This is a genomic window from Streptomyces solicamelliae (genome assembly GCF_045348655.1).
GTDB classification, from domain to species: domain Bacteria; phylum Actinomycetota; class Actinomycetes; order Streptomycetales; family Streptomycetaceae; genus Streptomyces; species Streptomyces solicamelliae.
Map to the genome: position 1 here is coordinate 3,613,831 of NZ_CP160404.1, position 23,901 is coordinate 3,637,731.

24 protein-coding genes and 1 tRNA gene are annotated in these 23,901 nt (G+C 70.9%); 12 read left to right on the forward strand and 13 right to left on the reverse strand.

Annotation, left to right across the window (positions count from 1 at the left end):
- Positions 1-270 precede the first annotated feature (270 nt).
- A complete protein-coding gene (crgA, locus tag ABZO31_RS16770; protein ID WP_406862033.1) occupies positions 271-525 on the reverse strand; it encodes a cell division protein CrgA in 255 nt (84 codons plus the stop codon).
- A gap of 139 nt (positions 526-664) precedes the next feature.
- Between crgA and ABZO31_RS16775 the strand changes: the two genes are divergently transcribed.
- From ABZO31_RS16775 to ABZO31_RS16800, 6 genes are all read left to right on the forward strand, one after another.
- Positions 665-1,432, forward strand: coding sequence for a DUF881 domain-containing protein (locus ABZO31_RS16775; RefSeq protein WP_406862034.1), 768 nt, complete (start codon positions 665-667; stop codon positions 1,430-1,432).
- Positions 1,433-1,463: 31 nt separating this feature from the next.
- Positions 1,464-2,156, forward strand: a complete 693-nt coding sequence (locus tag ABZO31_RS16780) for a class E sortase (protein WP_406865375.1) — start codon at positions 1,464-1,466, stop codon at positions 2,154-2,156.
- Between the two features lie 119 nt (positions 2,157-2,275).
- Positions 2,276-2,437 (forward strand): hypothetical protein, encoded by a 162-nt coding sequence (locus ABZO31_RS16785; RefSeq protein ID WP_393644873.1) that lies wholly within the window; start codon positions 2,276-2,278, stop codon positions 2,435-2,437.
- On the forward strand, positions 2,434-3,072 hold the full coding sequence (locus ABZO31_RS16790) for an aminodeoxychorismate/anthranilate synthase component II (protein WP_406862035.1): 639 nt from the start codon (positions 2,434-2,436) through the stop codon (positions 3,070-3,072). The genes ABZO31_RS16785 and ABZO31_RS16790 overlap by 4 nt, the downstream gene beginning before the upstream one ends.
- Positions 3,069-4,265, forward strand: a complete 1,197-nt coding sequence (locus ABZO31_RS16795) for a class E sortase (RefSeq protein WP_406862036.1) — start codon at positions 3,069-3,071, stop codon at positions 4,263-4,265. Before ABZO31_RS16790 ends, ABZO31_RS16795 begins: the two co-directional genes overlap by 4 nt.
- A 16-nt stretch (positions 4,266-4,281) precedes the next feature.
- Positions 4,282-4,956, forward strand: coding sequence for a class E sortase (locus ABZO31_RS16800; RefSeq protein WP_406862037.1), 675 nt, complete (start codon positions 4,282-4,284; stop codon positions 4,954-4,956).
- 73 nt (positions 4,957-5,029) lie between these two features.
- On the opposite strand, the gene pknB is transcribed toward ABZO31_RS16800, so the two are convergent.
- The 6 genes from pknB to ABZO31_RS16830 all read right to left on the reverse strand — a co-directional run bounded on the left by pknB (position 5,030) and on the right by ABZO31_RS16830 (position 13,055).
- Complete coding sequence (pknB, locus tag ABZO31_RS16805) at positions 5,030-7,033, reverse strand: Stk1 family PASTA domain-containing Ser/Thr kinase (protein ID WP_406862038.1); 2,004 nt, start codon at positions 7,031-7,033, stop codon at positions 5,030-5,032.
- Positions 7,034-7,188: 155 nt separating this feature from the next.
- Positions 7,189-8,655 (reverse strand): peptidoglycan D,D-transpeptidase FtsI family protein, encoded by a 1,467-nt coding sequence (locus ABZO31_RS16810; protein WP_406862039.1) that lies wholly within the window; start codon positions 8,653-8,655, stop codon positions 7,189-7,191.
- Positions 8,652-10,082: an FtsW/RodA/SpoVE family cell cycle protein gene (locus ABZO31_RS16815; RefSeq protein WP_406862040.1), complete on the reverse strand. Its 1,431-nt coding sequence runs from the start codon at positions 10,080-10,082 to the stop codon at positions 8,652-8,654. The genes ABZO31_RS16810 and ABZO31_RS16815 overlap by 4 nt, the downstream gene beginning before the upstream one ends.
- Positions 10,083-10,109: 27 nt before the next feature.
- The gene (locus ABZO31_RS16820) at positions 10,110-11,582 is read right to left on the reverse strand and encodes a PP2C family protein-serine/threonine phosphatase (protein WP_406862041.1); all 1,473 of its coding nucleotides are present in this window, start codon (positions 11,580-11,582) and stop codon (positions 10,110-10,112) included.
- A gap of 116 nt (positions 11,583-11,698) precedes the next feature.
- On the reverse strand, positions 11,699-12,223 hold the full coding sequence (locus tag ABZO31_RS16825) for an FHA domain-containing protein FhaB/FipA (RefSeq protein ID WP_406862042.1): 525 nt from the start codon (positions 12,221-12,223) through the stop codon (positions 11,699-11,701).
- 10 nt (positions 12,224-12,233) lie between these two features.
- Positions 12,234-13,055, reverse strand: a complete 822-nt coding sequence (locus ABZO31_RS16830; protein ID WP_406862043.1) for an FhaA domain-containing protein — start codon at positions 13,053-13,055, stop codon at positions 12,234-12,236.
- Positions 13,056-13,345: 290 nt separating this feature from the next.
- Between ABZO31_RS16830 and ABZO31_RS16835 the strand changes: the two genes are divergently transcribed.
- From ABZO31_RS16835 to ABZO31_RS16860, 6 genes are all read left to right on the forward strand, one after another.
- A tRNA-Leu gene (locus ABZO31_RS16835) sits at positions 13,346-13,432 on the forward strand.
- A gap of 219 nt (positions 13,433-13,651) precedes the next feature.
- On the forward strand, positions 13,652-15,430 hold the full coding sequence (locus ABZO31_RS16840) for a sensor histidine kinase (protein ID WP_406862044.1): 1,779 nt from the start codon (positions 13,652-13,654) through the stop codon (positions 15,428-15,430).
- A 39-nt stretch (positions 15,431-15,469) separates the two neighbouring features.
- Positions 15,470-16,138, forward strand: coding sequence for a response regulator (locus ABZO31_RS16845; RefSeq protein ID WP_406862045.1), 669 nt, complete (start codon positions 15,470-15,472; stop codon positions 16,136-16,138).
- 186 nt (positions 16,139-16,324) lie between these two features.
- A complete protein-coding gene (locus tag ABZO31_RS16850) occupies positions 16,325-17,779 on the forward strand; it encodes a DUF2252 domain-containing protein (RefSeq protein ID WP_406862046.1) in 1,455 nt (484 codons plus the stop codon).
- Between the two features lie 101 nt (positions 17,780-17,880).
- Complete coding sequence (locus ABZO31_RS16855; protein ID WP_406862047.1) at positions 17,881-18,681, forward strand: hypothetical protein; 801 nt, start codon at positions 17,881-17,883, stop codon at positions 18,679-18,681.
- A 39-nt stretch (positions 18,682-18,720) separates the two neighbouring features.
- Positions 18,721-19,065 carry a rhodanese-like domain-containing protein gene (locus ABZO31_RS16860; RefSeq protein ID WP_406862048.1) on the forward strand — a complete coding sequence of 115 codons (345 nt, stop codon included), beginning with the start codon at positions 18,721-18,723 and terminating at the stop codon, positions 19,063-19,065.
- Positions 19,066-19,068: 3 nt separating this feature from the next.
- Here the strand turns inward: ABZO31_RS16860 and ABZO31_RS16865 are convergent, their stop codons facing one another.
- The 6 genes from ABZO31_RS16865 to paaA all read right to left on the reverse strand — a co-directional run bounded on the left by ABZO31_RS16865 (position 19,069) and on the right by paaA (position 23,855).
- A complete protein-coding gene (locus tag ABZO31_RS16865; RefSeq protein WP_406862049.1) occupies positions 19,069-20,202 on the reverse strand; it encodes an acyl-CoA dehydrogenase family protein in 1,134 nt (377 codons plus the stop codon).
- A gap of 86 nt (positions 20,203-20,288) precedes the next feature.
- Positions 20,289-21,377 carry a 2Fe-2S iron-sulfur cluster-binding protein gene (locus tag ABZO31_RS16870; protein ID WP_406862050.1) on the reverse strand — a complete coding sequence of 363 codons (1,089 nt, stop codon included), beginning with the start codon at positions 21,375-21,377 and terminating at the stop codon, positions 20,289-20,291.
- A complete protein-coding gene (gene paaD, locus ABZO31_RS16875) occupies positions 21,378-21,878 on the reverse strand; it encodes a 1,2-phenylacetyl-CoA epoxidase subunit PaaD (RefSeq protein WP_406862051.1) in 501 nt (166 codons plus the stop codon). It abuts the gene before it with no gap.
- The gene (paaC, locus tag ABZO31_RS16880; protein WP_406862052.1) at positions 21,872-22,606 is read right to left on the reverse strand and encodes a 1,2-phenylacetyl-CoA epoxidase subunit PaaC; all 735 of its coding nucleotides are present in this window, start codon (positions 22,604-22,606) and stop codon (positions 21,872-21,874) included. The genes paaD and paaC overlap by 7 nt, the downstream gene beginning before the upstream one ends.
- Complete coding sequence (gene paaB, locus ABZO31_RS16885; RefSeq protein WP_406862053.1) at positions 22,603-22,890, reverse strand: 1,2-phenylacetyl-CoA epoxidase subunit PaaB; 288 nt, start codon at positions 22,888-22,890, stop codon at positions 22,603-22,605. The genes paaC and paaB overlap by 4 nt, the downstream gene beginning before the upstream one ends.
- The gene (paaA, locus tag ABZO31_RS16890) at positions 22,887-23,855 is read right to left on the reverse strand and encodes a 1,2-phenylacetyl-CoA epoxidase subunit PaaA (protein ID WP_406862054.1); all 969 of its coding nucleotides are present in this window, start codon (positions 23,853-23,855) and stop codon (positions 22,887-22,889) included. The genes paaB and paaA overlap by 4 nt, the downstream gene beginning before the upstream one ends.
- Positions 23,856-23,901: the final 46 nt, after the last annotated feature.

Consider the following 23,901-nt stretch of genomic DNA (forward strand, 5'->3'; position numbering starts at 1 on the left):
TGCTGGGCCGTAAGGGCGGACACCGCCCGTGCAAGCTTTCCCCAGAGTTGTCCACAGCGCGTGCCGGATCTTGTGCACGGTGTGCGAAAAACCCACGCCCCTTGCCTCTGACCTGGGATTTTCCAGGCTGGGCAAGGGGCGTGGGCGGAATCTTCCGAGGTCTCACCAGTCACATCGGCGTCAACCTCATGTGAGTTATCCACAGATCGTCGTAACTTTGTCCCCAGTGATGTGGACAACTCTGTGGATAAGTTCTGGGGTGAGCTTCCCCTACTTCCACTGGGTGGAGACGCCGAAGCCGGCCGCGATGAAGCCGAAGCCGACGACGATGTTCCAGTTCGCCAACGACTTGATGGGCAGGGTGCCGTCGGTGACGTAGAAGACCACGATCCACACCAGGCCGATGAGGAAGAGCGCCAGCATCACGGGAGCCACCCAGCTGCTGCTGGTCAGCTTGATGTTGGTCGCCTGCTTCGCCGTCGGCGGCGTGTAGTCGGCCTTCTTGCGGATCCGTGACTTCGGCACGAGGGACTCTCCTGTCGATGCGCTGCGTGACCGCGCAGTGAACGATGGCTGGCACCGGGACGGGGGTGGGAGGACCACCGGCCCCCCGGGGCGTCCGTTAGCGTAGTGCTTCCGCGGCACGGAAGGGGATCAGGGTACGTTGAGCAATTCTGCCGACTCCGCCGCCGGACCTGGGCGACGCAACCGCTGGAGCCCCGTCCGGGTGCTCACCGCTGCCGTCTTCGCGCTCGCCGGTCTGATCTTCGTCACCAGTTTCAACACCGCCAAGGGCACCAACATTCGCACGGACGACTCCCTGCTGCGGCTCTCCGACCTGATCCAGGAGCGGAGTCACAAGAACGCCCAGCTCGACGAGTCGACCGCGGCCGTGCGCGACCAAGTGGACACCCTCGCCCGCCGCGACGACGGCTCGACCAAGGCCGAGGACGCCGAACTGCGCGCCCTGGAGGCCGCCGCCGGCACGACCAAGGTCACCGGCCCGGGCCTCACCGTCACCCTCGACGACGCCCCGCCGAACGCCCAGGCCGCCCCCGGCTACCCCGAGCCCCAGGCCAACGACCTGGTCATCCACCAGCAGGACCTCCAGGCCGTCGTGAACGCCCTGTGGAAGGGCGGCGCGACCGGCATCAAGGTCATGGACCAGCGGCTGATCTCCACCAGCGCCGTGCGCTGCGTCGGCAACACCCTGATCCTCCAGGGCCGCGTCTACTCGCCCCCGTACAAGGTCACCGCCGTGGGCGACAGGCGTGCGCTGGAGAAGGCGCTGACGGCGTCCCCGGCGCTGCAGAACTACCAGCTGTACGTGAAGGCCTACGGGCTCGGCTGGAAAGTCGACGAGCACGAGACGGTGACTCTGCCGGGGTACTCCGGCACAGTGGATCTCCACTACGCCAAGCCGAGCAGCTGAGCCGCAGGGGCGGCCGAGGAGGCCAGTGGTGCTGTCGGTACGACTGGTCGTCAGGACGTTCAGCGAGCTGTGCATCACCGTGGGCGCGGTCATCGTGCTCTTCGTCGGCTACGTGATGTTCTGGACGGGCGTGAAGGCCGAGGCCGCCATGGACGGCCAGATCCGGCTTCTCCAGGACGAGTGGGTCGCCCGCGAGCCGCCGCCCGCGCAGGCACCCGCGCAGGCCCCCGCCCCGCCGCCGTACCGCGCCGGCAAGGGCATCGCCGTCATGTACATCCCCCGCTTCGGCTCCGAGTGGGACTGGCCGGTCCTGGAGGGCACGGCCACCGGCACGCTCAAGAAGGGCCTCGGCCACTACGCCGGCACCGCCCGCCTCGGCGCGACCGGCAACTTCGCCGTCGCCGGTCACCGCCGCACGTACGGGGACCCTTTCAAGGACGTGCCGGAGCTCCGTCCCGGCGACGCGGTCGTCCTCACGGACGGGACGACCTGGTACACGTACCGGATCACCGGGAAGCCGTACCGGACCGTGCCCACCGACACCGGCGTGATCGACCCGGTGCCGCGGAAGTCCGGATTCGACGGCCCGGGCCGCTATCTGACGCTCACCACCTGCGAGCCCGAGTGGGGCAGCAGCCACCGGCTGATCGTCTGGGCCCACCTGGACGCCACCCGGCCCGTGACCCAGGGCCGACCCACGGCCTTGGACAATCCACAGCTCTGAACAATCCACAGCTCTGATCCACAGCTTTGAACTGCTGACCCAAGACGACACCTCCGCCCCTTACCCTGGTCCCGACGGGCATGGGGACCACAGTCGAGAGAGAAGGACCGGCAGACGTCATGTACGGCTGGATCTGGCGGCATCTGCCGGGCAACACGTGGGTACGGGCGCTTATCTCGCTCGTGCTCGTCCTCGCTGTCGTCTACGTGCTCTTCCAGTACGTGTTCCCCTGGGCGGAGCCGCTGCTTCCGTTCAACGATGTGACGGTGGACGGTCAGTGAGCGCTCGCATTCTCGTCGTCGACAACTACGACAGCTTCGTCTTCAACCTCGTGCAGTACCTGTACCAGCTCGGCGCGGAGTGCGAGGTGCTGCGGAACGACGAGGTGGCCCTGGAGCACGCCCAGGACGGCTTCGACGGCGTCCTGCTCTCCCCGGGGCCCGGCGCCCCGGAGCAGGCCGGCGTCTGCATCGACATGGTGAAGCACTGCGCGGCCACGGGCGTCCCGGTCTTCGGCGTCTGCCTGGGCATGCAGTCGATGGCCGTCGCGTACGGCGGCGTGGTCGACCGCGCCCCCGAGCTGCTGCACGGCAAGACCTCCCCGGTCACGCACCAGGGCAAGGGCGTCTTCGCCGGACTCCCCTCGCCGTTCACGGCGACCCGGTACCACTCGCTGGCCGCGGAGCCGGCCGACCTGCCGGACGAGCTCGAGGTCACCGCGCGCACCGAGGACGGCATCATCATGGGCCTGCGGCACCGTGAGTTCGCGGTGGAGGGCGTGCAGTTCCACCCCGAGTCGGTGCTGACCGAGTACGGTCACCTGATGCTCGCCAACTGGCTGGAGCAGTGCGGTGACACGGGCGCGGTGGCACGCTCGACGGGCCTCGCGCCGGTGGTGGGCAAGGCCGTCGCGTGACGGAGGGGTCGCCCTGGTTCCGGGCGGCGAGCCAGCCCGACCCCGACCCGGAGCCGTACGGGTACGGGGAACAGCCCGCGGCGTACGGGTACGAGCCCGAGCCCGCGGCGGCGTACGAGCCCGAGCCCGCGGCCCTGTACGAGCCCGACCCGGCCGCGCTGTACCGACCTGAGCCGGCTCCCGTGTACGAGCCCGAGCCCACGGCCGCGTACGAGCCCGAGCCGACCGCCATGTACGAGGCCGAGCCCACGGCCGCGTACGAGCCGATACCGGACCCCGAGCCGTACGCGCACGCGCAGGTGCGCGACGACGAGACGGTGGCGCTGCGGACGGTCGAGGAACCGGGCACGACGCCCGCCCCCGCTCCCGTCCCCGGCCCGGGCCGGGCGGAACGCCGCAGGGCCGCGAAGGCCAGAGGGCGCAGAGGGGCCGCCACGGCCCCTCCTGCGGCCGAACAGGCGCCCTCCCGCCCGATGTCCCGGGTGGAGGCCCGCAGGGCCGCCCGTGCCCGCAAGGAGAGCGTGGGCGTGGTGGCCAGCCGGGTGGTGGGCGAGCTGTTCATCAGTTTCGGCGTGGTGATGCTGCTGTTCGTCGCGTACCAGCTGTGGTGGACGAACGTCCGGGCCGGCCAGGAGGCGAACACGGCGAAGGAACAGATCACCCAGGACTGGGCGAAGACGAAGGACGGCCGCACGCCCGACGCCTTCGAGCCCGGCCAGGGCTTCGCGATCATGTACATCCCGAAGCTCGACGTGGTGGTGCCGATCGCCGAGGGCATCAGCAAGCCGAAGGTCCTCGACCGCGGCATGGTGGGCCACTACGGCGAGGGCAAGCTGAAGACCGCGATGCCGCAGGACAAGCAGGGCAACTTCGCGGTGGCCGGCCACCGGAACACGCACGGCGAACCGTTCCGGTACATCAACCGGCTGGAGCCCGGTGATCCGATCGTCGTGGAGACGGCGGACACGTACTACACGTACGAGATGGCGAGCATCCTGCCGCAGACCGCCCCCTCGAACGTCTCCGTGATCGATCCCGTTCCGAAGGGGTCGGGGTTCACCGCGCCGGGCCGATACATCACACTGACCACCTGCACCCCCGAGTTCACGAGCACCTACCGGATGATCGTGTGGGGGAAGATGGTCGAGGAACGCCCGCGCAGCAAGGGGAAACCGGACGCGCTCGTAGGCTGAGAGAGGAACCGACACAGTGTCACGTGCGCGCGAGCGGATCGCCACCGCGGTCAGCGTATTCGGCGAACTGCTCATCACGGGTGGGGTGTTGCTCGGTCTGTTCGTCGTCTACTCGCTGTGGTGGACGAACGTGCTCGCCGACCAGGCGGCGGCGAAAGAGGGCGATCAGGTCCGCGACCGCTGGGCCGGTGGTCCGGGGGCGCTCGACACCAGGGACGGCATCGGCTTCCTGCACGTCCCCGCGATGGGGAACGGCGAGATACTCGTCAAGCAGGGCACCGACAGCAAGACCCTGAACAACGGCGTCGCCGGCTACTACACCGACCCGGTCAAGTCCGCCCTCCCCCAGGATAAGCAGGGCAACTTCACCCTGGCCGCGCACCGGGACGGGCACGGCGCGAAGTTCCACAACATCCACAAGCTGAAGACCGGCGACTCGATCGTCTTTGAATCCAAGGACACCTGGTACGTCTACAAGGTCTTCAAGACCATGCCGCAGACGACCAAGTACAACGTCGAGGTCCTGCAGCCGATCCCCAAGCAGGCGGGCAAGAAGAAGCCCGGCCGCTACATCACTCTTACGACGTGCACGCCGATGTACACCTCCGACTACCGCTTCATCGTCTGGGGCGAACTGGAGCGCACGGAGAAGGTCGACAACACCCGCACCCCGCCGGCCGAACTCGGCTGACACCGCCCGGAACCAACGCAGTGGGGCCCGCCTCCCGAAGGAGGCGGGCCCCACTGCATGTCGTCGGCCGCGGCTAGCCGTTGGCGCCGCCGAAGAAGCCGCCGCCGTTGTCACCGCCGTCGTCGCCGCCCACGGTCCACAGCATGACCGTCTGGCCCGGAGTCACCGGAGAGCCGGGGCCGGGGTTGCTGTTGACCACCGTGGCGTTGTCCTTGTCGGACGCGCCCGGGGCGAGCTGGACGTTCAGACCCATGCCCTGGAGCTGCTCCCGGACGTCCTTGAGCTTCTTGCCCGCGATGTCACCCGGGATGGTCTGCTGCTGGGCCGGGCCCTTGGAGACCTTCAGCGTGACCTGCGTGCCCTCGGCCGCCTTCGAATCGCCCTTCGGGTCCTGCTCGATCACCGTTCCGGCCGGCTGCTGCGAGTCGACGTCGACGCGGGCGACGGTGAACTTCAGCGTTTCGAGCTGGGCCTTGGCCTGGTCGAACTGGTTCCCCACGACACGCGGGACGGTCTTCAGGGACTTCTTCGCCACCGTGATGGTGACCTCGGAGTTCTTCTCGGCCTGCGAGCCGCCCTTCGGGTTCTGGCTCAGGACCGTGCCCGGCTCCTCGTCGGACTCCTCCTCCTTCACCGCGACCTTGAAGCCCTTGTTCTCCAGCTGCTCCGTAGCGCTTTCCTGGGACTTCTCGGTGACGTCCGGAACCTCCTGCAGCGGGGAGCCCTCGGACACCTGGACGGTGATGGTTTCGCCCTTGGCCATCCGCGCGCCCTCGGTCGCCTCCGGGCTCTGGGTGCAGATGGAGCCCTTGGGCTGCTCGCAGCGGGCCGTGCCGCCCTGCTGGACCTTCACGCCCACGTTGGTGCCGCTGGTCTGCGCCTGCTGGAGCGTCTTGCCGACGAGCTGGGGCACCGGGACCTGGTCGGAGCCGTTGTCCTGGTCGAACAGCGCCTGCCCGATCAGGATCGCGCCGACGAGCACCAGTACGCCCGCCACCGCCAGCAATATCGTCGACGTGTTCGACTTCTTCGGAGGCCTGTTCCCGCGGCGGCCGCCGGGGCGGTCGTCGTAGCCGTAGCCGCCGTCGTCCGGGTTCATCGGCGGGAGCATCGAGGTCTGACCGGCCGGGTCGGTCTGCCGCAGCGCCGTCGTCGGCTGGTCGTCGGCGCCGTAGCCGCCGTAACCGCCCGCGGCGCCGTACGCGGCCACGCCCATCGCCGCGGTGGCGGCGACCGGCTGGCCGTCGAGGCAGGCCTCGATGTCCGCGCGCATCTCGTCGGCGGACTGGTACCGGTAGTCGGGGTCCTTGACCAGCGCCTTGAGGACGATGGCGTCCATCTCGGGCGTGATCTCGGGGTCGAAGGTGCTCGGCGGCTGCGGCTCCTCGCGCACGTGCTGGTACGCGACCGCGACCGGGGAGTCGCCGACGAACGGCGGCCGCACGGTCAGCAGCTCGTACAGCAGGCAGCCGGTGGAGTACAGGTCGGAGCGGGCGTCGACCTGCTCGCCCTTGGCCTGCTCCGGGGAGAGGTACTGGGCCGTGCCGATCACCGCGGCGGTCTGCGTCATGGTCATGCCGGAGTCGCCCATGGCGCGGGCGATGCCGAAGTCCATGACCTTGACCTGGCCGGTGCGCGTCAGCATGACGTTCGCCGGCTTGATGTCGCGGTGCACGATGCCGGCGCGGTGCGAGTACTCGAGCGCCTGCAGGATGCCGACGGTCATCTCGAGGGTGCGCTCGGGCAGCAGCTTGCGGCCGCTGTGAAGAAGCTCACGCAGGGTGGAGCCGTCGACGTACTCCATCACGATGTACGGGATGGAGACCCCGTCGACGTAGTCCTCACCGGTGTCGTAGACGGCGACGATCGCCGGGTGGTTCAGCGAGGCGGCGGACTGGGCCTCCCGGCGGAACCGGGCCTGGAAGGACGGGTCACGGGCGAGATCCGCCCGCAGCGTCTTCACGGCGACGGTGCGACCGAGCCGGGTGTCGTGCGCGAGGTAGACCTCGGCCATGCCACCACGGCCGAGCACCGAGCCCAGCTCGTACCGGCCGCCGAGGCGACGCGGCTCTTCCATAGCCTTTACCAGCCCTCTCCGTCTGTCCCGACCGCACCCGTGCGTGGTCCGGCGGTATAGCTGTTCGCGCATACGGTACCGGGCTGCGCAAGGCGTTCCGTCCGTGACCAGTACCTGATACAGGACCGGTATCCGACTGTGCCCGGCCGGTCGGGTCAGCCCCTGCTCTTCAGGACCGCCTTCATCACATCGCGGGCGATCGGGGCGGCCAGGCCGCCACCGCTGATGTCCTCGCGGTTGGTGCCGGCGGAGTCCTCGACGATGACCGCGACGGCGACCGGGGAGCCCTGGTCGGTCTTGGCGTAGGAGATGAACCACGCGTACGGGCGGGCCTTGTTCTTCTCGCCGTGCTGGGCGGTGCCGGTCTTGCCGCCGACCTTCACGCCCTCCATGTTCACATCCGCCTTGGAGCCGGTGCCGTCGCTGACGACGCTCTCCATCATCGTCTGCAGCAGCTGCGCGTTCTCCGCCGAGACCGGACGGCTCATCTCCTCCGGCTCGGTCTGGGTGACAATGTCCACATTCGGGGCGCGCAGCTGGTCGATCATGTACGGCTTCATCAGCTTGCCGTCGTTGGCGACCGCGGCCGCGACCATGGCCATCTGCAGCGGCGTGGTGGCGGTGTCGAACTGACCGATGGACGACAGCGCGTTCCCGCCGCGGTCCATGTTCTTGTTGTAGACGGAGGCCACGGCGCGGACCGGGACGAACTGCTCCTTGTTGAAGCCGAACTTCTCCGCCATCTCGACCATCTTGTCGCGGCCGACGTCGTCGCCGAGCTTGGCGAAGACCGAGTTGCAGGACACCTCGAGAGCCCGCTTCAGGCTGGCGTTCTCGCAGCCCGAGGCGTGGTTCTTCATGTTCTTGGTGGAGAGAGGGATCTTGTACGGCTCCGGGGTGTCCGTCGCCGCGTCGATGTTCGTGACCTTGCCGTTCTCCAGCGCGGCCGCGGCGGTGACGACCTTGAAGACGGAGCCGGGCGGGTAGATCTCACGGATGGCGCGGTTCAGCTTCGGCTTCTCCGGGTCCTTCTCCAGCGCCTGCCAGGCCTTGGCGTCCTTGTTGTGGTAGCCGGCGAAGCTGGACGGGTCGTACGACGGCGTGGAGGCCAGCGCCAGGATCTTGCCCGTCTGCGGGTCGATCGCGACGACCGAGCCCTTCTTGTCGCCGAGGCCCTCGAAGGCGGCCTTCTGCGCGGCGCCGTTCAGGGTGGTGATGACGTCGCCGCCGGTCTTCTTCTCACCCGTGAACATCGACAGGGTGCGGTCGAAGAACAGCCGGTCGTCGTTGCCGGTGAGGATGCCGTCCTCGATCGACTCGATCTGCGTGGCACCGAAGGCCTGGGAGGCGTACCCGGTGACGGGCGCCCACATCGGGCCGTTCACGTACGTGCGCTTGAACGCGTAGTACGGGTCCTTGGTGTCGACGGAGCCGGTGATCGGCTTGCCGTCCACGATGATGTTGCCGCGCTCGTGGGCGTACCGCTCGATCGTGACCCGCTTGTTCTTCGTGTGCGAGTTCAGCTCGTCGGCCCGGACGTACTGGAGCCAGTTGTCGCGGATCAGCAGGGCGAGGACCAGGAGGCCGCAGAAGATCGCGACCCGGCGCAGGGGCTTGTTCACGGGCGGACCACCTGGGTCATCTCGGCGTCGGGGGACGGGGCGGGGGCGGGCGCCGGGCGGCGCGCGGTGTCGCTGATACGGATCAGCACACCGATCAGGGCCCAGTTCGCGATCACGGAGGAACCGCCGTACGCGAGGAACGGCATCGTCATACCGGTCAGCGGGATCAGGCCCATGACGCCGCCGGCGACGACGAAGATCTGCAGCGCGAACGCGCCGGACAGGCCCATCGCGAGCAGCTTGCCGAAGGGGTCGCGGGCGGCCAGGGCGGTGCGCACACCGCGCTCGATGATCAGGCCGTACAGCAGCAGGAACGCCATCACGCCGGCCAGGCCGAGCTCCTCGCCGACGGTGGCGAAGATGAAGTCGGAGTTGGCGGCGAAGCCGATCAGGTCCGAGTTGCCCTGGCCGAGGCCGGTGCCGAGGATGCCGCCGGATCCGAAGGACATGAGCACCTGCGTCATCTGATCGCAGGCGGCGAGCATGTTGGACCCCTCGGGGGCCGTCTCCAGGCAGCCGAAGGGGTCGAGCCAGGCGGCGACACGGGACTGCACGTGGCTGGCGGTCGAGCCGACGACGACCGCGCCCGCGGTGGACATCAGCAGACCCATGACGACCCAGCTGGTCCGCTCGGTGGCCACGTACAGCATGATCACGAACATGCCGAAGAACAGCAGCGAGGTACCGAGGTCGTTCTCGAAGACCAGGATGAGCAGGCTGATCGCCCAGATGGTCAGGATGGGGCCCAGGTCGCGGCCACGCGGCAGGTAGAGGCCCATGAAGCGACGGCTGGCCAAGGCCAGTGCGTCGCGTTTCACCATCAGATAGCCGGAGAAGAACACGGCCAGGACGAGTTTGGCGAACTCACCGGGCTGGATGGAGAAGCCGGCGATGTTGATCCAGATCTTCGCGCCGAAGACGTCGGCGCCGAGGCCCGGCACCAGCGGCAGCAGCAGCAGCACGAGCGCCACGGCCATCGAGATGTACGTGTAGCGCTGCAGGACGCGGTGGTCCTTGAGCAGCATCAGCACGCCGACGAACATCGCGATGCCGATCGCCGAGTACATCATCTGCTTCGGCGCGTCCGGCGTGAACGTGTCGTACCGGGCGATGATCCGCGGCGACTGGTCCAGCCGCCAGATCAGCACCAGGCCGAGGCCGTTCAGCAGGGTCGCCAGCGGCAGCAGCAGCGGGTCCGCGTACGGCGCCCACTTGCGCACCACGAGATGCGCCACGCCCGCCAGCAGCGTCAGGCCCGCGCCGTAGCCGAACATGCCGGACGGCACCTTGCCGTCGATGGCCAGGCCGACGTTGAGATAGGCGAACACCGGGATGGCGACGGCGAAGCCGAGCAGCCACAGTTCGGTGTTGCGGCGGCTCGGCGCCTCGATGGCGCCGATGGTGGTCGTGTTGGTGACAACGCTCATGGTGGTGAAGGCCCCCCTACGGGCCGGTTACTGCTTGCCGCAGTTCGAGGCCAGCTTCTGCTCCTCCTCGGAGAGGGTGGGGCCCGGGGAGGGAGCGGCTGTGGTGGGCTTGGAGTCGGGGGTGGCGGTGCCCTTGGAGGGCGGCGGAGCCTTGTCGGCCGCGCCGTCGGCGGCGGCCTTGCGCTGCTCCTGCTTCTTGCAGGCCGTGGCCTGCGTCGCCAGCTGCTGGATCTTGGTCTCGGCCTTGCCGAGGGTGCCGCCCGCGATCGTCTCCTCGACCTGCTTCCGCTGGTAGGGCGGCAGGTACTTGAGTTCGATCTCGGGGTGGTCCTTCTCGACCGCCGAGAGCTTCACCCAGGCCAGGTCCTGGCTGATGCCCCGGTACAGCGCCACGTGCTCGTCCTTGGAGCCCACGTAGTACTGGGTCTGGGTCCAGCGCCAGCCCCCGTACAGCGCGCCGCCCACCACGCCCAGCGTGAGGACGAACAGGAAGGAGCGCTTGAGCCACTTGCGGCCCGTGCGGGGCTTGGCGAAGTCGTCGTCGGTGTACGCGCCGAACGAGCCCTGCGGCGGCATGCCGCCGTAGTGGCCGTCGCCGCTGCCGGGCGGGCCGAAGCCCCCGGCGGGCGGCTGCGGGGCCTGCGGGCGGCCGAGGCCGGAGGCGCGGCCGGCCGGGGTCTGCATGGCGCCGCCGTCACCGAGCTGCACCTGGTTCTCGGCGACCGCGCCGACGACGACCGGGGTGTCGCTGATCTGCCCGGCGAGGGTGTCGCCGGAGTCGGTGTCGAGGACGTCGGCGACGATGCAGGTGATGTTGTCGGGGCCGCCGCCGCGCAGCGCGAGCTGGATCAGCTCCTGCACGGTCTCCTGCGGGCCCTGGTAGCTGGCGAGGGTGTCCTCCAGCGTCTGGTGGGACACGACGCCGGACAGGCCGTCGGAGCAGACCATGTACCGGTCGCCGGCCCGGACCTCGCGGATGGAGAGGTCGGGCTCGACGTGGTCACCGCTGCCGAGCGCGCGCATCAGGAGCGAGCGCTGCGGGTGCGTGGTCGCCTCCTCCTCGGTGATCCGGCCCTCGTCGACGAGCCGCTGCACCCAGGTGTGGTCCTGCGTGATCTGGGTGAGGACGCCGTCGCGCAGCAGATAGGCGCGCGAGTCGCCGACGTGGACCAGGCCGAGGCGCTGGCCGGTCCACAGCAGGGCGGTGAGCGTGGTGCCCATGCCCTCCAGCTGCGGGTCCTCCTCGACCATCATGCGCAGCTGGTCGTTGGCGCGCTGCACCGCGGTGCCGAGCGAGGTGAGGATGTCGGAGCCGGGGATGTCGTCGTCGAGCTGCACGAGGGTCGAGATCACCTCGGAGGAGGCGACCTCGCCGGCGGCCTGGCCGCCCATGCCGTCGGCGATGGCGAGCAGCCGCGGCCCGGCGTAGCCCGAGTCCTCGTTGCCCTCGCGGATCATGCCCTTGTGCGAGCCCGCGGCGAAACGCAGTGACAGTGTCATGCCGACCTGCCCTGTCGCTGCTGCCTCGGGGTACAGCCGGTCTCGAGCCACACTGCCCACCCTCCGGTCGGGAGCCGGTCCCGCTCGCTCCGCTCGCGCCTATTCATGATGTAGCACTACTTCCGCAGCTCGATGACGGTCTTGCCGATGCGGATCGGCGCGCCCAGCGGAATCGGCGTCGGAGTGGTGAGGCGGGTCCGGTCGAGATACGTGCCGTTGGTGGACCCGAGGTCCTCGACGATCCACTGACCGTCCCGGTCCGGGTAGATCCTGGCGTGCCTGCTGGAGGCGTAGTCGTCGTCCAGCACGATCGTGGAGTCGTGCGCACGGCCCAGCGTGATGGTCTGGCCCTGCAGCGCGACGGTGGTGCCGGTCAGCGTGCCCTCGGACACCACCAGCTTCGTCGGGGCGCCACGGCGCTGCCGGCCACCCGCCTGCTGGTTGCGCTGCGGCGGCGGCGCGGCGGCCTGGCGGTTGGCGGCGGCGGCCTGCTGCGGCCGTGCCTCTCCCCTGCGGGAGCCCCGCTGCGTGACACGTGTGCCGAACAGGTCGCTGCGGATGACCTGCACGGCCACGATCACGAACAGCCACAGTACGGCCAGGAAACCCAGCCGCATGACCGTGAGGGTCAGCTCTGACATTGCCCCCGCTTCACCCTTCGGCTTGCCGGTAAACGATGGTGGTGCTGCCCACGACGATCCGCGAGCCGTCGCGGAGCGTAGCGCGGGTGGTGTGCTGCCCGTCTACCACGATGCCGTTCGTGGATCCGAGATCCTGGATCGTCGAGGGCGTTCCGGTCCGGATCTCGCAGTGCCGGCGGGATACACCGGGGTCGTCGATCCGCACGTCGGCGTCGGTGCTGCGGCCCAGCACCATCGTCGGACGGGAGATCTGGTGGCGGGTGCCGTTGATCTCGATCCAGCGGCGCACCTGCGCCCCGGGCAGGGGGCCCGGACCGGGACCGGCCGGACGACCGCCGGGCGGCGGACCGGCCGGCATCGGCGGTGCGCCCGCCGGCGGGTAGCCGTAGCCGGGGCGCGCGGGCTGCTGACCCTGCGGCGCCTGGCCTTGGCCCGGACCGCCGGGCGCCTGCGAGGTGCTGGAAGCAAGGGTACGGCTACGCACCCGGTACAGGCCGGTGTCGAGATCCTCGGCCTTCTCCAGGTGGACCTTGATGGGGCCCATGAAGGTGTACCGCTGCTGCTTGGCGTAGTCGCGGACCAGGCCGGAGAGCTCGTCGCCGAGCTGACCGGAGTACGGGCTGAGGCGCTCGTAGTCGGGCGCGCTCAGCTCCACGATGAAGTCGTTGGGGACGACCGTCCGCTCGCGGTTCCAGATCGTCGCGTTGTTGTCGCACTCGCGCTGGAGGGCGCCGGCGATCTCGACGGGCTGGACCTCGGACTTGAACACCTTGGCGAAGGTGCCGTTGACGAGACCTTCGAGTCGCTGCTCGAACCGCTTCAGGACTCCCATGGGGCACCTCCTCCGTCGTTGCCGTCCTGGTACTGCTTACTGATCGTATCCACGCGTCGGGAAATCGGCTGGTTCCCCTTCTCTGCCCTGTGGACGAGTGTCACCTCTCACACGGATCGTAGAGGCGGCCTCAGGACAGTGTCCCGCAGCCCCTCCTGACGCTGGTCCTGTTCGCCGGAGACGGGGTCCAAACAAACGGATGTGAATCCACGGTCGCCGACGTGCTAATCTTCAGATGTCGCCAGGCAGACCGGCCGAAAAAACCGGGAAGCGCAGGAGACACACCCAATGCGCGGGTGGCGGAATAGGCAGACGCGCTGGATTCAGGTTCCAGTGCCCGCAAGGGCGTGGGGGTTCAACTCCCCCCTCGCGCACCAGACGGAAGCCCCGTAGGTCGAAAGACCTACGGGGCTTCTGCGTTGTGCGGTGCTGTGTCGCGGGTCATGTGGTGTCGTGGGTCATGCCGCAGCTGGTGTCGTGGGTCATGGGCATGGGTTGTGCGTCGCCAGCGGGCGTGGCGGGTCGAGACGTTCGTCGTGGTGGGGCGGGACGGAAGTGGGACGCGGCCGGGGCGCCGGGTTGCCTAGATTGCGGGCGTGGAAGCGTCGACGAAGATCAGGGGTGGGGCGGCCGACGCCTGGCGGTGGCTCGCGGGCCCGGAGCGGTGGACCCGGCGGCGGACCGCGGGGGAGGCCGTCCTCGCGCTGCTGATGGCGGTGCTCGCGGCCGGCACGGAAGAACTCCTCGGCCGGGACGGCTGGTGGCCCGCGGCCGTGGCGGCGAGCGCCACGGTGCTGTCGCTGCTGCGCCGCAGGTTCCCCGCCACTGTGCTCGTCGTCACGGGCGCCCTCGCGCCGCTGTTGCCCGGATATGTGGTGCTTCTCATGCTGGTCGGCTGGTCGGCGGGCCGCCACATCGCCGACGCGGGGCGGGCGCTGGGCGCGTTCACGGGCGCGTACGTGCTGTACGCGACGACGATGCTGCTGGACGCCTGGGACTGGCACAGCGCGCTGCGGCTGGCGTTCGTGAACACGATCTACTTCCTGGCGACCACGGTCGTCCCGGGCCTGGCCCACCGGTACTGGATACAACGGCGGACGCTGCTGCACGCACTGCAGGACCGCAACCGGCGGCTGCTGCGGGAGCGGTCGATGATCGTGCTGCAGGCCAGGCTGCGGGAGCGGCAGCGGATCGCGCAGGACATGCACGACAGCCTCGGGCACCAGCTGGCGCTGATCTCCGTGCACACCGGCGCCCTGGAGGTGGACCGGGAGCTGACCGGCCGCCAGCGCGAGGCGGTGAGTGTGCTGCGGAACGCGTCGGTGACGGCGATGCACGAACTGCGCGAGGTCGTCGGCATCCTGCGCGACGGGATCGAGGCGCCGGTGGACGCCGGTCCGGGCGGGGCCGGCGCGGTGGACGAGTCGCGGCGCGGGACTGCCGGCATCGAGGCGCTGGTGGAGGCCGGCAGGGCAGCGGGGAAGACGGTCGGGCTGAAGCGGACCGGCGATGGGCCGCCGCTGATGGCGGCGGCGGACCACGCGGCGTACCGGATCGTTCAGGAGGCATTGACGAACGCGTACAAGCACGCACCGGGCGCGGCGATCGGCGTGGAGCTGCGGTACGAGCCGGACGCCTTCGTCGTCGAGGTCGTCAACGCGGCCCCGGCACGGCCGGCCGGGGACGCGGTCAGCGGGGGCCAGGGGCTGACCGGCCTGCACGAACGGGCCCGGCTGGTCGGCGGGATGGTGCACGCGGGCCCGGTCGACGGCGGCGGCTTCCGGGTCGCGGGCGTCCTGCCGTACGGCGGCGGGGGCGAATCCGCGCCGCAGGCCGCGCCTTTGGTTGATGCGGCCGACGACTTCCGGCAGCAGTCGACGAGCCTTCCACGGCGCGACGCTGAACCCGTCATGGACTGGAGGTCGGACCCGTTGTCCGACCTGAGCCTCACGGAACGGGAGTTGGCGATGGCGCTGCGCGAGGGCGGGAGCGGGACGAGGAGCAGGGGCAGCGGGGTGGCGCTGGGCTGCGGCATCGCGGCAGCGGCGATGGTGCTCCTGGTGCTGGCGGTCGGGTTCGGGGCCTTCTATCTCGTGCGGGCGGTGGACAAGGCGATGATCGACCCGGCGGAGTACGAGCGGATATCGGTGGGCACGGCGGAGAAGGACGTCCGCGACCGGCTGCCCAGCGGCGACACGGTCGTGACGTCGGGGCTGCACGGCAAGGGACCGAAGGAGCCCGAGGGTTCCACGTGCCTGGTCCTGATGTCCTCGGAGGTACCGGAGGACGTGACCGTCGAGACCGAACCGGTTTTCCGGTTCTGCTTCAAGGACGGCAAGCTGATCGAGAAGAAGGCGTACGACGTCAGGCGATAGCAGCCGGGACGCCGAGGGGTCGCAGAGAAGGGGGGCGCCGTGACGGGGCGGCGCATCAGGGTCGTGGTCGCCGACGACGAGCCGCTGATCAGGGCAGGGATCCGGATGATCCTCACCTCCGACCCGGAGATCGAGGTGGTCGCCGAGGCGGCGAACGGCCGGGAGGCGGTCGAGGCGGCCCGGGCGCACGTTGCGGACGTGGTCCTGCTGGACATCCAGATGCCGGTACTCGACGGGCTCGCAGCCCTGCCCGAGCTGCGGCGGGCCGCGCCGTCGGCCCGTGTGGTCGTGCTGACCACCTTCGGCGAGCGGGACAACGTGCTGCGCGCGCTGGAGCACGGCAGCGTCGGCTTCCTGCTGAAGGACACCGCGCCGGCCGAGCTGATCCGGGCGGTGCGGGCGACGGCGGCGGGGGACGCCTACCTCTCCCCGGCGGCGACTCGTCATGTGGTGGACCGGCTGGCGTCCGGCCGGGAGGCGGCACGGGCCGAGGAGGCGCGGGCCCGCGTCGAGGCGCTGAGCGAACGGGAGCGGGCGGTGCTCGCGCTGCTCGGCGAGGGGCTGTCCAACGCGGAGGCGGGCCGGCGGCTGCACATGAGCGAGGGCACGGTGAAGACGTACGTCAGCCGGATCCTGGCGAAGCTCGGCTGCGAGAACCGGGTGCAGGCGGCGCTGCTGGCACGGGACGCGGGGCTCGAAGGGGCTTAGGGGGACAGTGTTCAGAAATTAAGGAGGAACCCGTGCAGTCCGTCGCCGTGTGAGTGACGGAGTTGTCCACAACGAACGCGCTGTCCACAGGGGCAGACGGCTGATCGGCGGCGCCGGTACCGTCTTCGCAGTTGATGTTGCGCGGCCCGGTCGCGCGACACGGTACGAGTGCGGGGAGGGCGTCCGATGGGCGAGGTCCGGGTGGCGGTGCCGGAGCAGCGAAGTGCCGGGGGCGACGGGCGCGTTCCGATCGTGCCGGGGTTCGCACGCCGGGCGGCGGCGGGGGCGGCGGACTCCCCGAAGGAGCGGGGCAGGCGGCTGCGGGAGCGGGTGCCCCGGTCCGCGCACGCGGAGTTGGTGCTCGGCGACGACCGGCCGGACGCGGTGCGGGCGGTCGAGGAGTCCAGCCGGGGCCGGGTGCCGGAGCTGGCGCCGATACGCGTCGGCCGGATGGCCGCCACCCCGTTCGCCTTCCTGCGCGGCAGCGCCGGACTGATGGCCCACGACCTGGCCGGCTCGCCGGTGACCGGCATACCTACGCAGATATGCGGCGACGCGCACGCGGCCAACTTCGGTCTGTACGGCGATGCTCGGGGCCGGCTGGTCATCGACCTCAACGACTTCGACGAGACGGTCGTCGGGCCGTGGGAGTGGGACGTCAAGCGGCTCGCCGCCTCGCTCGTCCTCGCCGGGCGCGAGGCGGGGGCGACCGAGGACATGTGCCGGGCGGCGGCGTTCGACGCGGTGGGCGCGTACCGGCGGACGATGCGGCTCCTCGCGAAGCTCCCGGCGTTCGACGCCTGGAACGCGATCGCCGACGAGGAACTGGTCTCGCACACCGACGCGCGGGACCTGCTGGGCACGCTGGAGCGGGTGTCGGAGAAGGCGCGGAACAACACCAGCGCCCGCTTCGCCGCGAAGTCGACGGAGGCGGTGACGGACGCCGACGGCACGACGGGCCGGCGCTTCGTCGACGCCCCGCCGGTGCTGCGGCGGGTGTCCGACGCGGAGGCGGCGGCGGTCGCCGCCTCGCTCGGCGCGTACCTGGAGACCGTGTCCGAGGACCGGCTGCCGCTGCTCGCCCGGTACGCGATCCACGACGTGGCGTTCCGGGTCGTCGGCACCGGCAGCGTGGGCACGCGCTCGTACGTGGTGCTGCTGCTCGACCACCGGGGCGAGCCGCTGGTGCTGCAGGTGAAGGAGGCGCGGCCGTCGGCGCTGCTGCCGTACCTGCCCGCCGTCGGTTTCGACGCCGCGCAGGCCGGTCACGAGGGGCGGCGCGTGGTGCTCGGACAGAAGCGGATGCAGGTGGTGAGCGACATCCTGCTCGGCTGGACGACGGTCGAGGGCCGGCCGTACCAGGTGCGGCAGTTCCGGAACCGGAAGGGCAGCGTGGATCCGGCGGCGCTCGCCGCGGACCAGATGGACGACTACGGCCGCATGACCGGCGCGCTGCTGGCCCGCGCGCACGCCCACAGTGCCGACCCGCGGCTGCTCGCGGGCTACTGCGGCAAGAACGAGGAGTTCGACGACGCCGTCGCGTCCTTCGCGGTCGCCTACGCCGACCGCACGGAGGCCGACCACGCCGACCTCCTCACGGCCGTCCGCACCGGCCGCCTGGCGGCCGAGCTGGGGGTTTGAACGACGGGGGCGGGGTGGGTGGGGAGGGGAGGGGGAGGGGCCCCTCCCCCTCGCTGCGGCCGTAGGGTGGGGGTGTCGTGCTGGTGAGTGATGGCGGGAACGTGAGCGGTGTGAACGAGGAGCGGCCCGAGGCGCGGCTGGAGCGGGCCGTGCGGGCCGCCGAGCAGGCGCTGATCGAGTTCGAGATCGCGGTCGAGAGCTTCAAGGTCGAGGTCGAGAACTTCTCCCGGCTCCATCACCAGAAGCTGGGCCCGATGTACACCCGGCTCGACGAGCTGGACGCGCTGATCGCCGAGGCGCGGGCCGAGCGCAGCGGTGACCCGGAGGACCTGCGCAAGGCGCGGGAGGCGCGGGCGGCGGTCATGCCGATGCCCGGGGTCGAGGAGCTGTTCCACGACTGGCTGGACTCCGACGGCCTGTCCGCCGAGGCTGCGGCCATGCTCACCGGCCGGGCCGTGCAGCAGCCGAAGCGGGTGCGGCCCGGGGAGGAGGCCCGCAAGCTGTACCGCGAGCTCGCCCGCAAGGCCCACCCCGACCTCGCCCGCGACGAGACCGAGCGGGTCCGCCGCGAGGAGTTCATCACCCGGGTCAACGCCGCCTACGGGCGCGGCGACGCCGCCCTGCTGCAGGAGCTGGCGGAGGAATGGGCGGCCGGGCCCGCGCCGGAGCGCGAGCAGGTCGACGACAGCGAGGAGCTGTACGCGCGGCTCGAGTGGCTCTCGCGCCGCAAGGAGCTGCTGACCGTGGTCGCCCGGGACCTGGAGGACAGCGCCATCGGTCAGATGCTCAAGATGGCCCCGGAGGACCCGGACCGGCTGCTGGAGGAGATCGCCGAGCAGCTGCTCGCCCAGGTCGCCGAGCGCGAGGCGGAGCTCTCCGCGCTGACCGGCCCGGTGCAGTAGGTTTTCGGTATCCCCGGAGAACGAGAGAAGGCCTGACCCATGAACTTCGCCCCGCTTCCCTCGGTGGACGCCACCTCCGTTCCGGCGGACGCCCTCGTGGTCGACGTCCGTGAGGACGACGAGTGGGCGGCCGGCCACGTCGAGGGCGCGCTGCACGTGCCGATGAGCGACTTCGTCGCGCGCTTCGGCGAGGTGACCGAGGCGGTGGCCGACGGCCGCCGCGCGTACGTGATGTGCAAGGTCGGCGGGCGTTCGGCCCAGGTCACCCAGTACCTGGTGCAGCAGGGCATCGACGCGGTCAACGTCGACGGAGGCATGTACGCCTGGGACGGCGCGGGCCGCCCGATGGTCAGCGAGGGCGGCGCCGCCGCGTACGTGCTGTAGGCGTCAGGCCAGCGGGTGGGCGGCCAGCAGGTCGCCCAGGGTCTCCTCGTGCGCGGCCGCCGGGCCGAGGGAGAGTTCCAGGTGCTTGGCCCAGGCGTGGTAGCGGTGCAGCGGATAGTCGGTGTCGGCGCCGAAGCCGCCGTGGAGGTGCTGCGCGGTCTGGACGACCCGGCGCACTCCGTCCGAGGCCCAGATCTTCGCCACCGCGATGTCCCCGGCGACGGGCAGTGGCCCGCCGGCGCCGCTGCCGAGCCGCCAGGCGGCCTGCCAGAGGGTGACCTCCATGGCGCGCAGGTCGATGTAGCGGTCCGCGGCCTGTACGGCGACGGCCTGGAAGGTGGCGACGGGGAAGCCGAACTGTTCCCGCTTGCCGGTGTACTCGCCGGTCATCGCGAGGACGCGCTCGCCCAGTCCGAGGGCGAGCGCGCAGGTGCCGGTGGCGAGGACGTCGCGGAGCCGGTCCCAGGCGCCGTCGGCGTCGATGACCCGGTCGACGTCGAGGCGTACCGCGTCGAGGCGGGCCTCGGCGAGCAGTTCGCCGCTGGTGGAGTACTGCTCGGCCAGCGTCAGGCCCTCGTGGCCGCGGGGGACCAGGGCGATGACGGCGCGGCCGTCGGGGGTGTGCGCGGGCAGCGCGACGAGGTCCGCGGAGTGGGCCCAGGGGACGTGGGAGTGGAGGCCGTCGACGATCCAGGAGTCGCCGTCGCGGCGGGCGGTGGCGGCGAGTTCGGCGGGGTCGTGGCCGGTGCGGCCGTGTGCGCCGGCGGTGAGGACGGGCGTGCCGCGGCCGGCGCCGGGCAGCAGGGCGTCGGCGAGGGCGGGGCTGCCGTACTGCTCGATCGTCATCGCGACGGCGCAGTGCTCCAGGAGCGGGACGCGGGCCAGGACCCGGGCGGACTCGCGCAGGACGAGGCAGAGCGCCAGCGGGTCGAGGCCGGCGCCGCCGTGCCGCGGGTCGAGGACGAGTCCGAGCAGGTCGGCGTCGGCGAGCCGGGCCCACAGCGGCCGGTCGAACTCTGCGGCGACCGCGCCGGGGGTGAGTGCCGGGCTGGGTACGCCGTCGGGCGGGACGTCGGCGAAGACGCCCCGGGCCGCCTCGGCGGCCGCCTGCTGCTCCTCGGTGAAGGTGAAGTCCACAGCCCTGCCCTCCTGTTGCCGTCCTGACGCGCACTGACGGAGCGTCAAGATAGAACAGGTTCTAGGGGAAGGGAATGGCCGCAGGCTCAGCGGTCGAAGTCGAGCTCCACCTCCGACGTGGCCGGATGGGACTGGCAGGCCAGTACGTAGCCGGCGTCGGTCTCCTCCGGTTCCAGCGCGAAGTTCCGGTCCATCCGCACCTCGCCCTGGACGAGGAACGCCCGGCAGGTGCCGCACACTCCGCCCTTGCAGGCGTACGGGGCGTCGGCGCGGGAGCGGAGCACCGTGTCGAGCAGCGTCTCGCCCTCCTGCACCGGCCAGTTGCCCGACCGGCCGTGCAGCGTCGCGGTGAGGGTCGCGTGCACGGGCGCGCCGGCCATGGGGGCGGGCCGCGGCGCGGAGCCGTCGTCGACGTGGAAGATCTCCTGGTGGACCCGGCCGCGCGGCACGCCGAGCCCGTGCAGCGCGCGCTCCGCGCCCTGCACCAGGCCGAACGGTCCGCACAGGAACCAGCCCGCGATCTCGTCGACCGGCAGCAGCGCGGGCAGCAGTGCGGTGAGCCGTTCCTCGTCGAGCCGGCCGGACGGCAGGCCCGCCTGCTGTTCCTCCCGGGACAGCGCGGTGACCAGCTGGAAGCGGTCGGGGAAGCGGTCCTTCAGGTCCGCGACCTCGTCGAGGAACATCGTGGACGCCGCCGTGCGGTCGCTCCGTATGAGGCAGAACCGGGCCTCGGGCTCCCGCTCGAGGAGGGTGGCCGCGATGGACAGCACGGGCGTGATGCCGCTGCCGCCGACCACGGCCGCGAAGTGCCCGGGCCGCGGTTCGAGGACGAAGCGGCCCATCGGCTCCATGACCTCGACGGTGTCGCCCACGGCCAGTTCCTTGAGCGCGTACGTGGAGAACTCGCCGCCGTCCACGAGCCGGATGCCCACCCGCAGCACCGGCGCCTCGCCGGGCCGGGCCGCCGGGGCGCAGATCGAGTACGTGCGCCGGATCTCCTCGCCGGTGCGGGCACTGCGCCGCAGGGCGAGGTGCTGGCCGGGGGCGTGGCGGTAGGCGTCGTGCAGCTCGGGCGGGACCGCGAAGGTCACGGCCACCGCGTCGTCCGTGAGCCGCTCGACCGCGCTCACCCGGAGCGGATGGAACTCAGCCCGTCCGGAGCGTGAGGTCTGCATCTACAACTCCTTGAAGTGGTCGAACGGTTCGCGGCAGGCCACGCAGCGGCGCAGGGCCTTGCACGCGGTGGAGGAGAAGCGGCTGAGCAGCTCGGTGTCGGTGGAGCCGCAGTGCGGGCAGCGGATCGCCAGCGTCAGCGTCACGGGGCCGCCGGCCGTCGCCGACTGGGTGCGGGGCGGGGCGATGCCGAACTCGGCGAGCTTGCGCCGGCCCTCCTCGGTGATGTCGTCCGTGGACCACGCGGGGGACAGGACGGTCTTCACGGAGACCTCGGGTACGCCGTGGTCGTGCAGGGCGCGCTCGATGTCGGTGGACATCGCCTCGATCGCCGGGCAGCCGGTGTACGTGGGGGTGAGCTCGACCTCGACGCTGCCGGGTCCGACGTAGTGCACGCCGCGCAGTACGCCGAGTTCCGCCAGGCTGAGCACGGGCAGTTCGGGGTCGGGAACGGCGCCGGCTATGCGGCTCAGTTCCTCCTCGAGCGCGGTCATGGTCACCATGTCGCCCCCGGGTGGCTGCGGTGCAGGTGCTGCATCTCGGCGAGCATCCGGCCGAAGGATTCGGTGTGCAGGCCCTGGCGGCCGGCGCCGGCGCTCCAGGCGCCGAGCCGCGGGCCCTCGGGCACGGTCAGCGTGGCGCGGCGCAGCACGCCGGTGACGGACTCCAGCCAGGCGGCGTCCATGGCCTCCCGGTCGAGGTCCAGGCCCTCGACGGGCTGGAACGGCTCGCCGGTGTAGCGCCACAGGGCGTCCACGGCGCGCTGCATCCGGGTGTGGCTCTCCTCGGTGCCGTCGCCGAGCCGGAGCGTCCAGTGCTCGGCGTGGTCCTGGTGGTAGGCGACCTCCTTGACGGCCTTGGCGGCGAGGCCGGCCAGCGGGCCGTCCCCGGCGGCCAGCTCCGCGTACAGCAGGCGCTGGTAGGTCGAGAAGTACAGCTGCCGGGCGATGGTGTGCGCGAAGTCGCCGTTGGGCTGCTCGACCAGCTGCACGTTGCGGAAGGCGCGCTCCTCGCGGAGGTAGGCCAGTTCGTCCTCGTCGCCGACGAGGGAGAGCAGGACGCGGGCCTGGCCGAGCAGGTCGAGCGCGATGTTGGCGAGCGCGACGTCCTCCTCGAGGACGGGTGCGCTGCCGGCCCACTCCCCCAGCCGGTGGGAGAGGATCAGGGCGTCGTCGCCGAGCGCCAGCGCGGCCGCGGCCGGCAGGGAGGTCACGGGGGTCTCGGCGCTCACAGGTGCTTCACCCCGTCCGGGATCTCGTAGAAGGTGGGGTGCCGGTAGGGCTTGTCGGCCGAGGGCTCGAAGAACGGGTCGCGCTCGTCGGGCGAGGAGGCGGTGATCGCGGCGGACGGGACCACCCAGATCGACACGCCCTCGTTGCGCCGGGTGTACAGGTCCCGGGCGTTGCGGAGGGCCATCTCGGCGTCGGGCGCGTGCAGGCTGCCGGCGTGCGTGTGGGACAGTCCGCGGCGCGAACGCACGAACACCTCCCACAGCGGCCATCCGTCGGTGCTCATCGCTGCGCCTCCCCGTGCTTCCCGGCGTATGCCGCCGCTGCTTCTCTGACCCAGGCGCCGTCCTCGTGCGCCTGGCGTCGCTTGCTCAGCCGCTGCTCGTTGCAGGGGCCGTTGCCCTTGAGGACCTCCCAGAACTCCGTCCAGTCGATCGCGCCGAAGTCGTAGTGCCCGCGCTCCTCGTTCCACCGCAGGTCGGGGTCGGGGAGGGTCAGGCCGAGGGCCTCGGCCTGCGGGGCGGCGATGTCGACGAACCGCTGGCGCAGTTCGTCGTTGGAGTGCCGCTTGATCTTCCAGGCCATGGACTGGGCGGAGTGGGACGACTCGTCGTCCGGCGGGCCGAACATCATCAGTGAGGGCCACCACCAGCGGTCCACCGCGTCCTGTGCCATGGCGTGCTGCTCAGGGGTGCCCTGGGACAGCGCGAGCAGGGACTCGTAGCCCTGGCGCTGGTGGAAGGACTCCTCCTTGCAGATCCGGACCATGGCGCGGGCGTACGGCCCGTACGAGCAGCGGCACAGCGGGACCTGGTTGGTGATCGCCGCGCCGTCCACGAGCCAGCCGATGGCGCCGACGTCGGCCCAGGTCAGCGTGGGGTAGTTGAAGATCGAGGAGTACTTCTGGCGGCCGGCGTGCAGCTTGTCGAGCAGCTCGTCCCGGCCGGTGCCGAGAGTCTCGGCAGCGCTGTACAGGTACAGCCCGTGGCCCGCCTCGTCCTGCACCTTGGCCATCAGGATGGCCTTGCGCCGCAGCGAGGGGGCGCGGGTGATCCAGTTGGCCTCCGGCTGCATGCCGATGATCTCGGAGTGTGCGTGTTGCGCTATCTGGCGGACGAGTGTGGCCCGGTAGGCGTCCGGCATCCAGTCCCGCGGCTCGATGCGTTCGTCGGCCGCGACGGCGGCGTCGAACACCGCCTCGAGGACGGACGCGTCCACGGTCACTTCTGTCGCTGACGTCCCTGTGGTCATCGGATCCCCTACCGACCGATCGTTCGGTTGAATGACTTCAATGGTG

Coding starts and splice junctions, on each gene's coding strand:
- ABZO31_RS16785 (WP_393644873.1), top strand. CDS start 2,276: ATGTACGGCTGGATCTGGCGGCATCTGCCGGGCAACACGTGGGTACGG.
- pknB (WP_406862038.1), bottom strand. CDS start 7,033: ATGGAAGAGCCGCGTCGCCTCGGCGGCCGGTACGAGCTGGGCTCGGTG.
- ABZO31_RS16815 (WP_406862040.1), bottom strand. CDS start 10,082: ATGAGCGTTGTCACCAACACGACCACCATCGGCGCCATCGAGGCGCCG.
- ABZO31_RS16820 (WP_406862041.1), bottom strand. CDS start 11,582: ATGACACTGTCACTGCGTTTCGCCGCGGGCTCGCACAAGGGCATGATC.
- ABZO31_RS16825 (WP_406862042.1), bottom strand. CDS start 12,223: ATGTCAGAGCTGACCCTCACGGTCATGCGGCTGGGTTTCCTGGCCGTA.
- ABZO31_RS16830 (WP_406862043.1), bottom strand. CDS start 13,055: ATGGGAGTCCTGAAGCGGTTCGAGCAGCGACTCGAAGGTCTCGTCAAC.
- ABZO31_RS16850 (WP_406862046.1), top strand. CDS start 16,325: ATGGGCGAGGTCCGGGTGGCGGTGCCGGAGCAGCGAAGTGCCGGGGGC.
- ABZO31_RS16860 (WP_406862048.1), top strand. CDS start 18,721: ATGAACTTCGCCCCGCTTCCCTCGGTGGACGCCACCTCCGTTCCGGCG.
- ABZO31_RS16870 (WP_406862050.1), bottom strand. CDS start 21,377: ATGCAGACCTCACGCTCCGGACGGGCTGAGTTCCATCCGCTCCGGGTG.
- paaD (WP_406862051.1), bottom strand. CDS start 21,878: ATGGTGACCATGACCGCGCTCGAGGAGGAACTGAGCCGCATAGCCGGC.
- paaB (WP_406862053.1), bottom strand. CDS start 22,890: ATGAGCACCGACGGATGGCCGCTGTGGGAGGTGTTCGTGCGTTCGCGC.
- paaA (WP_406862054.1), bottom strand. CDS start 23,855: ATGACCACAGGGACGTCAGCGACAGAAGTGACCGTGGACGCGTCCGTC.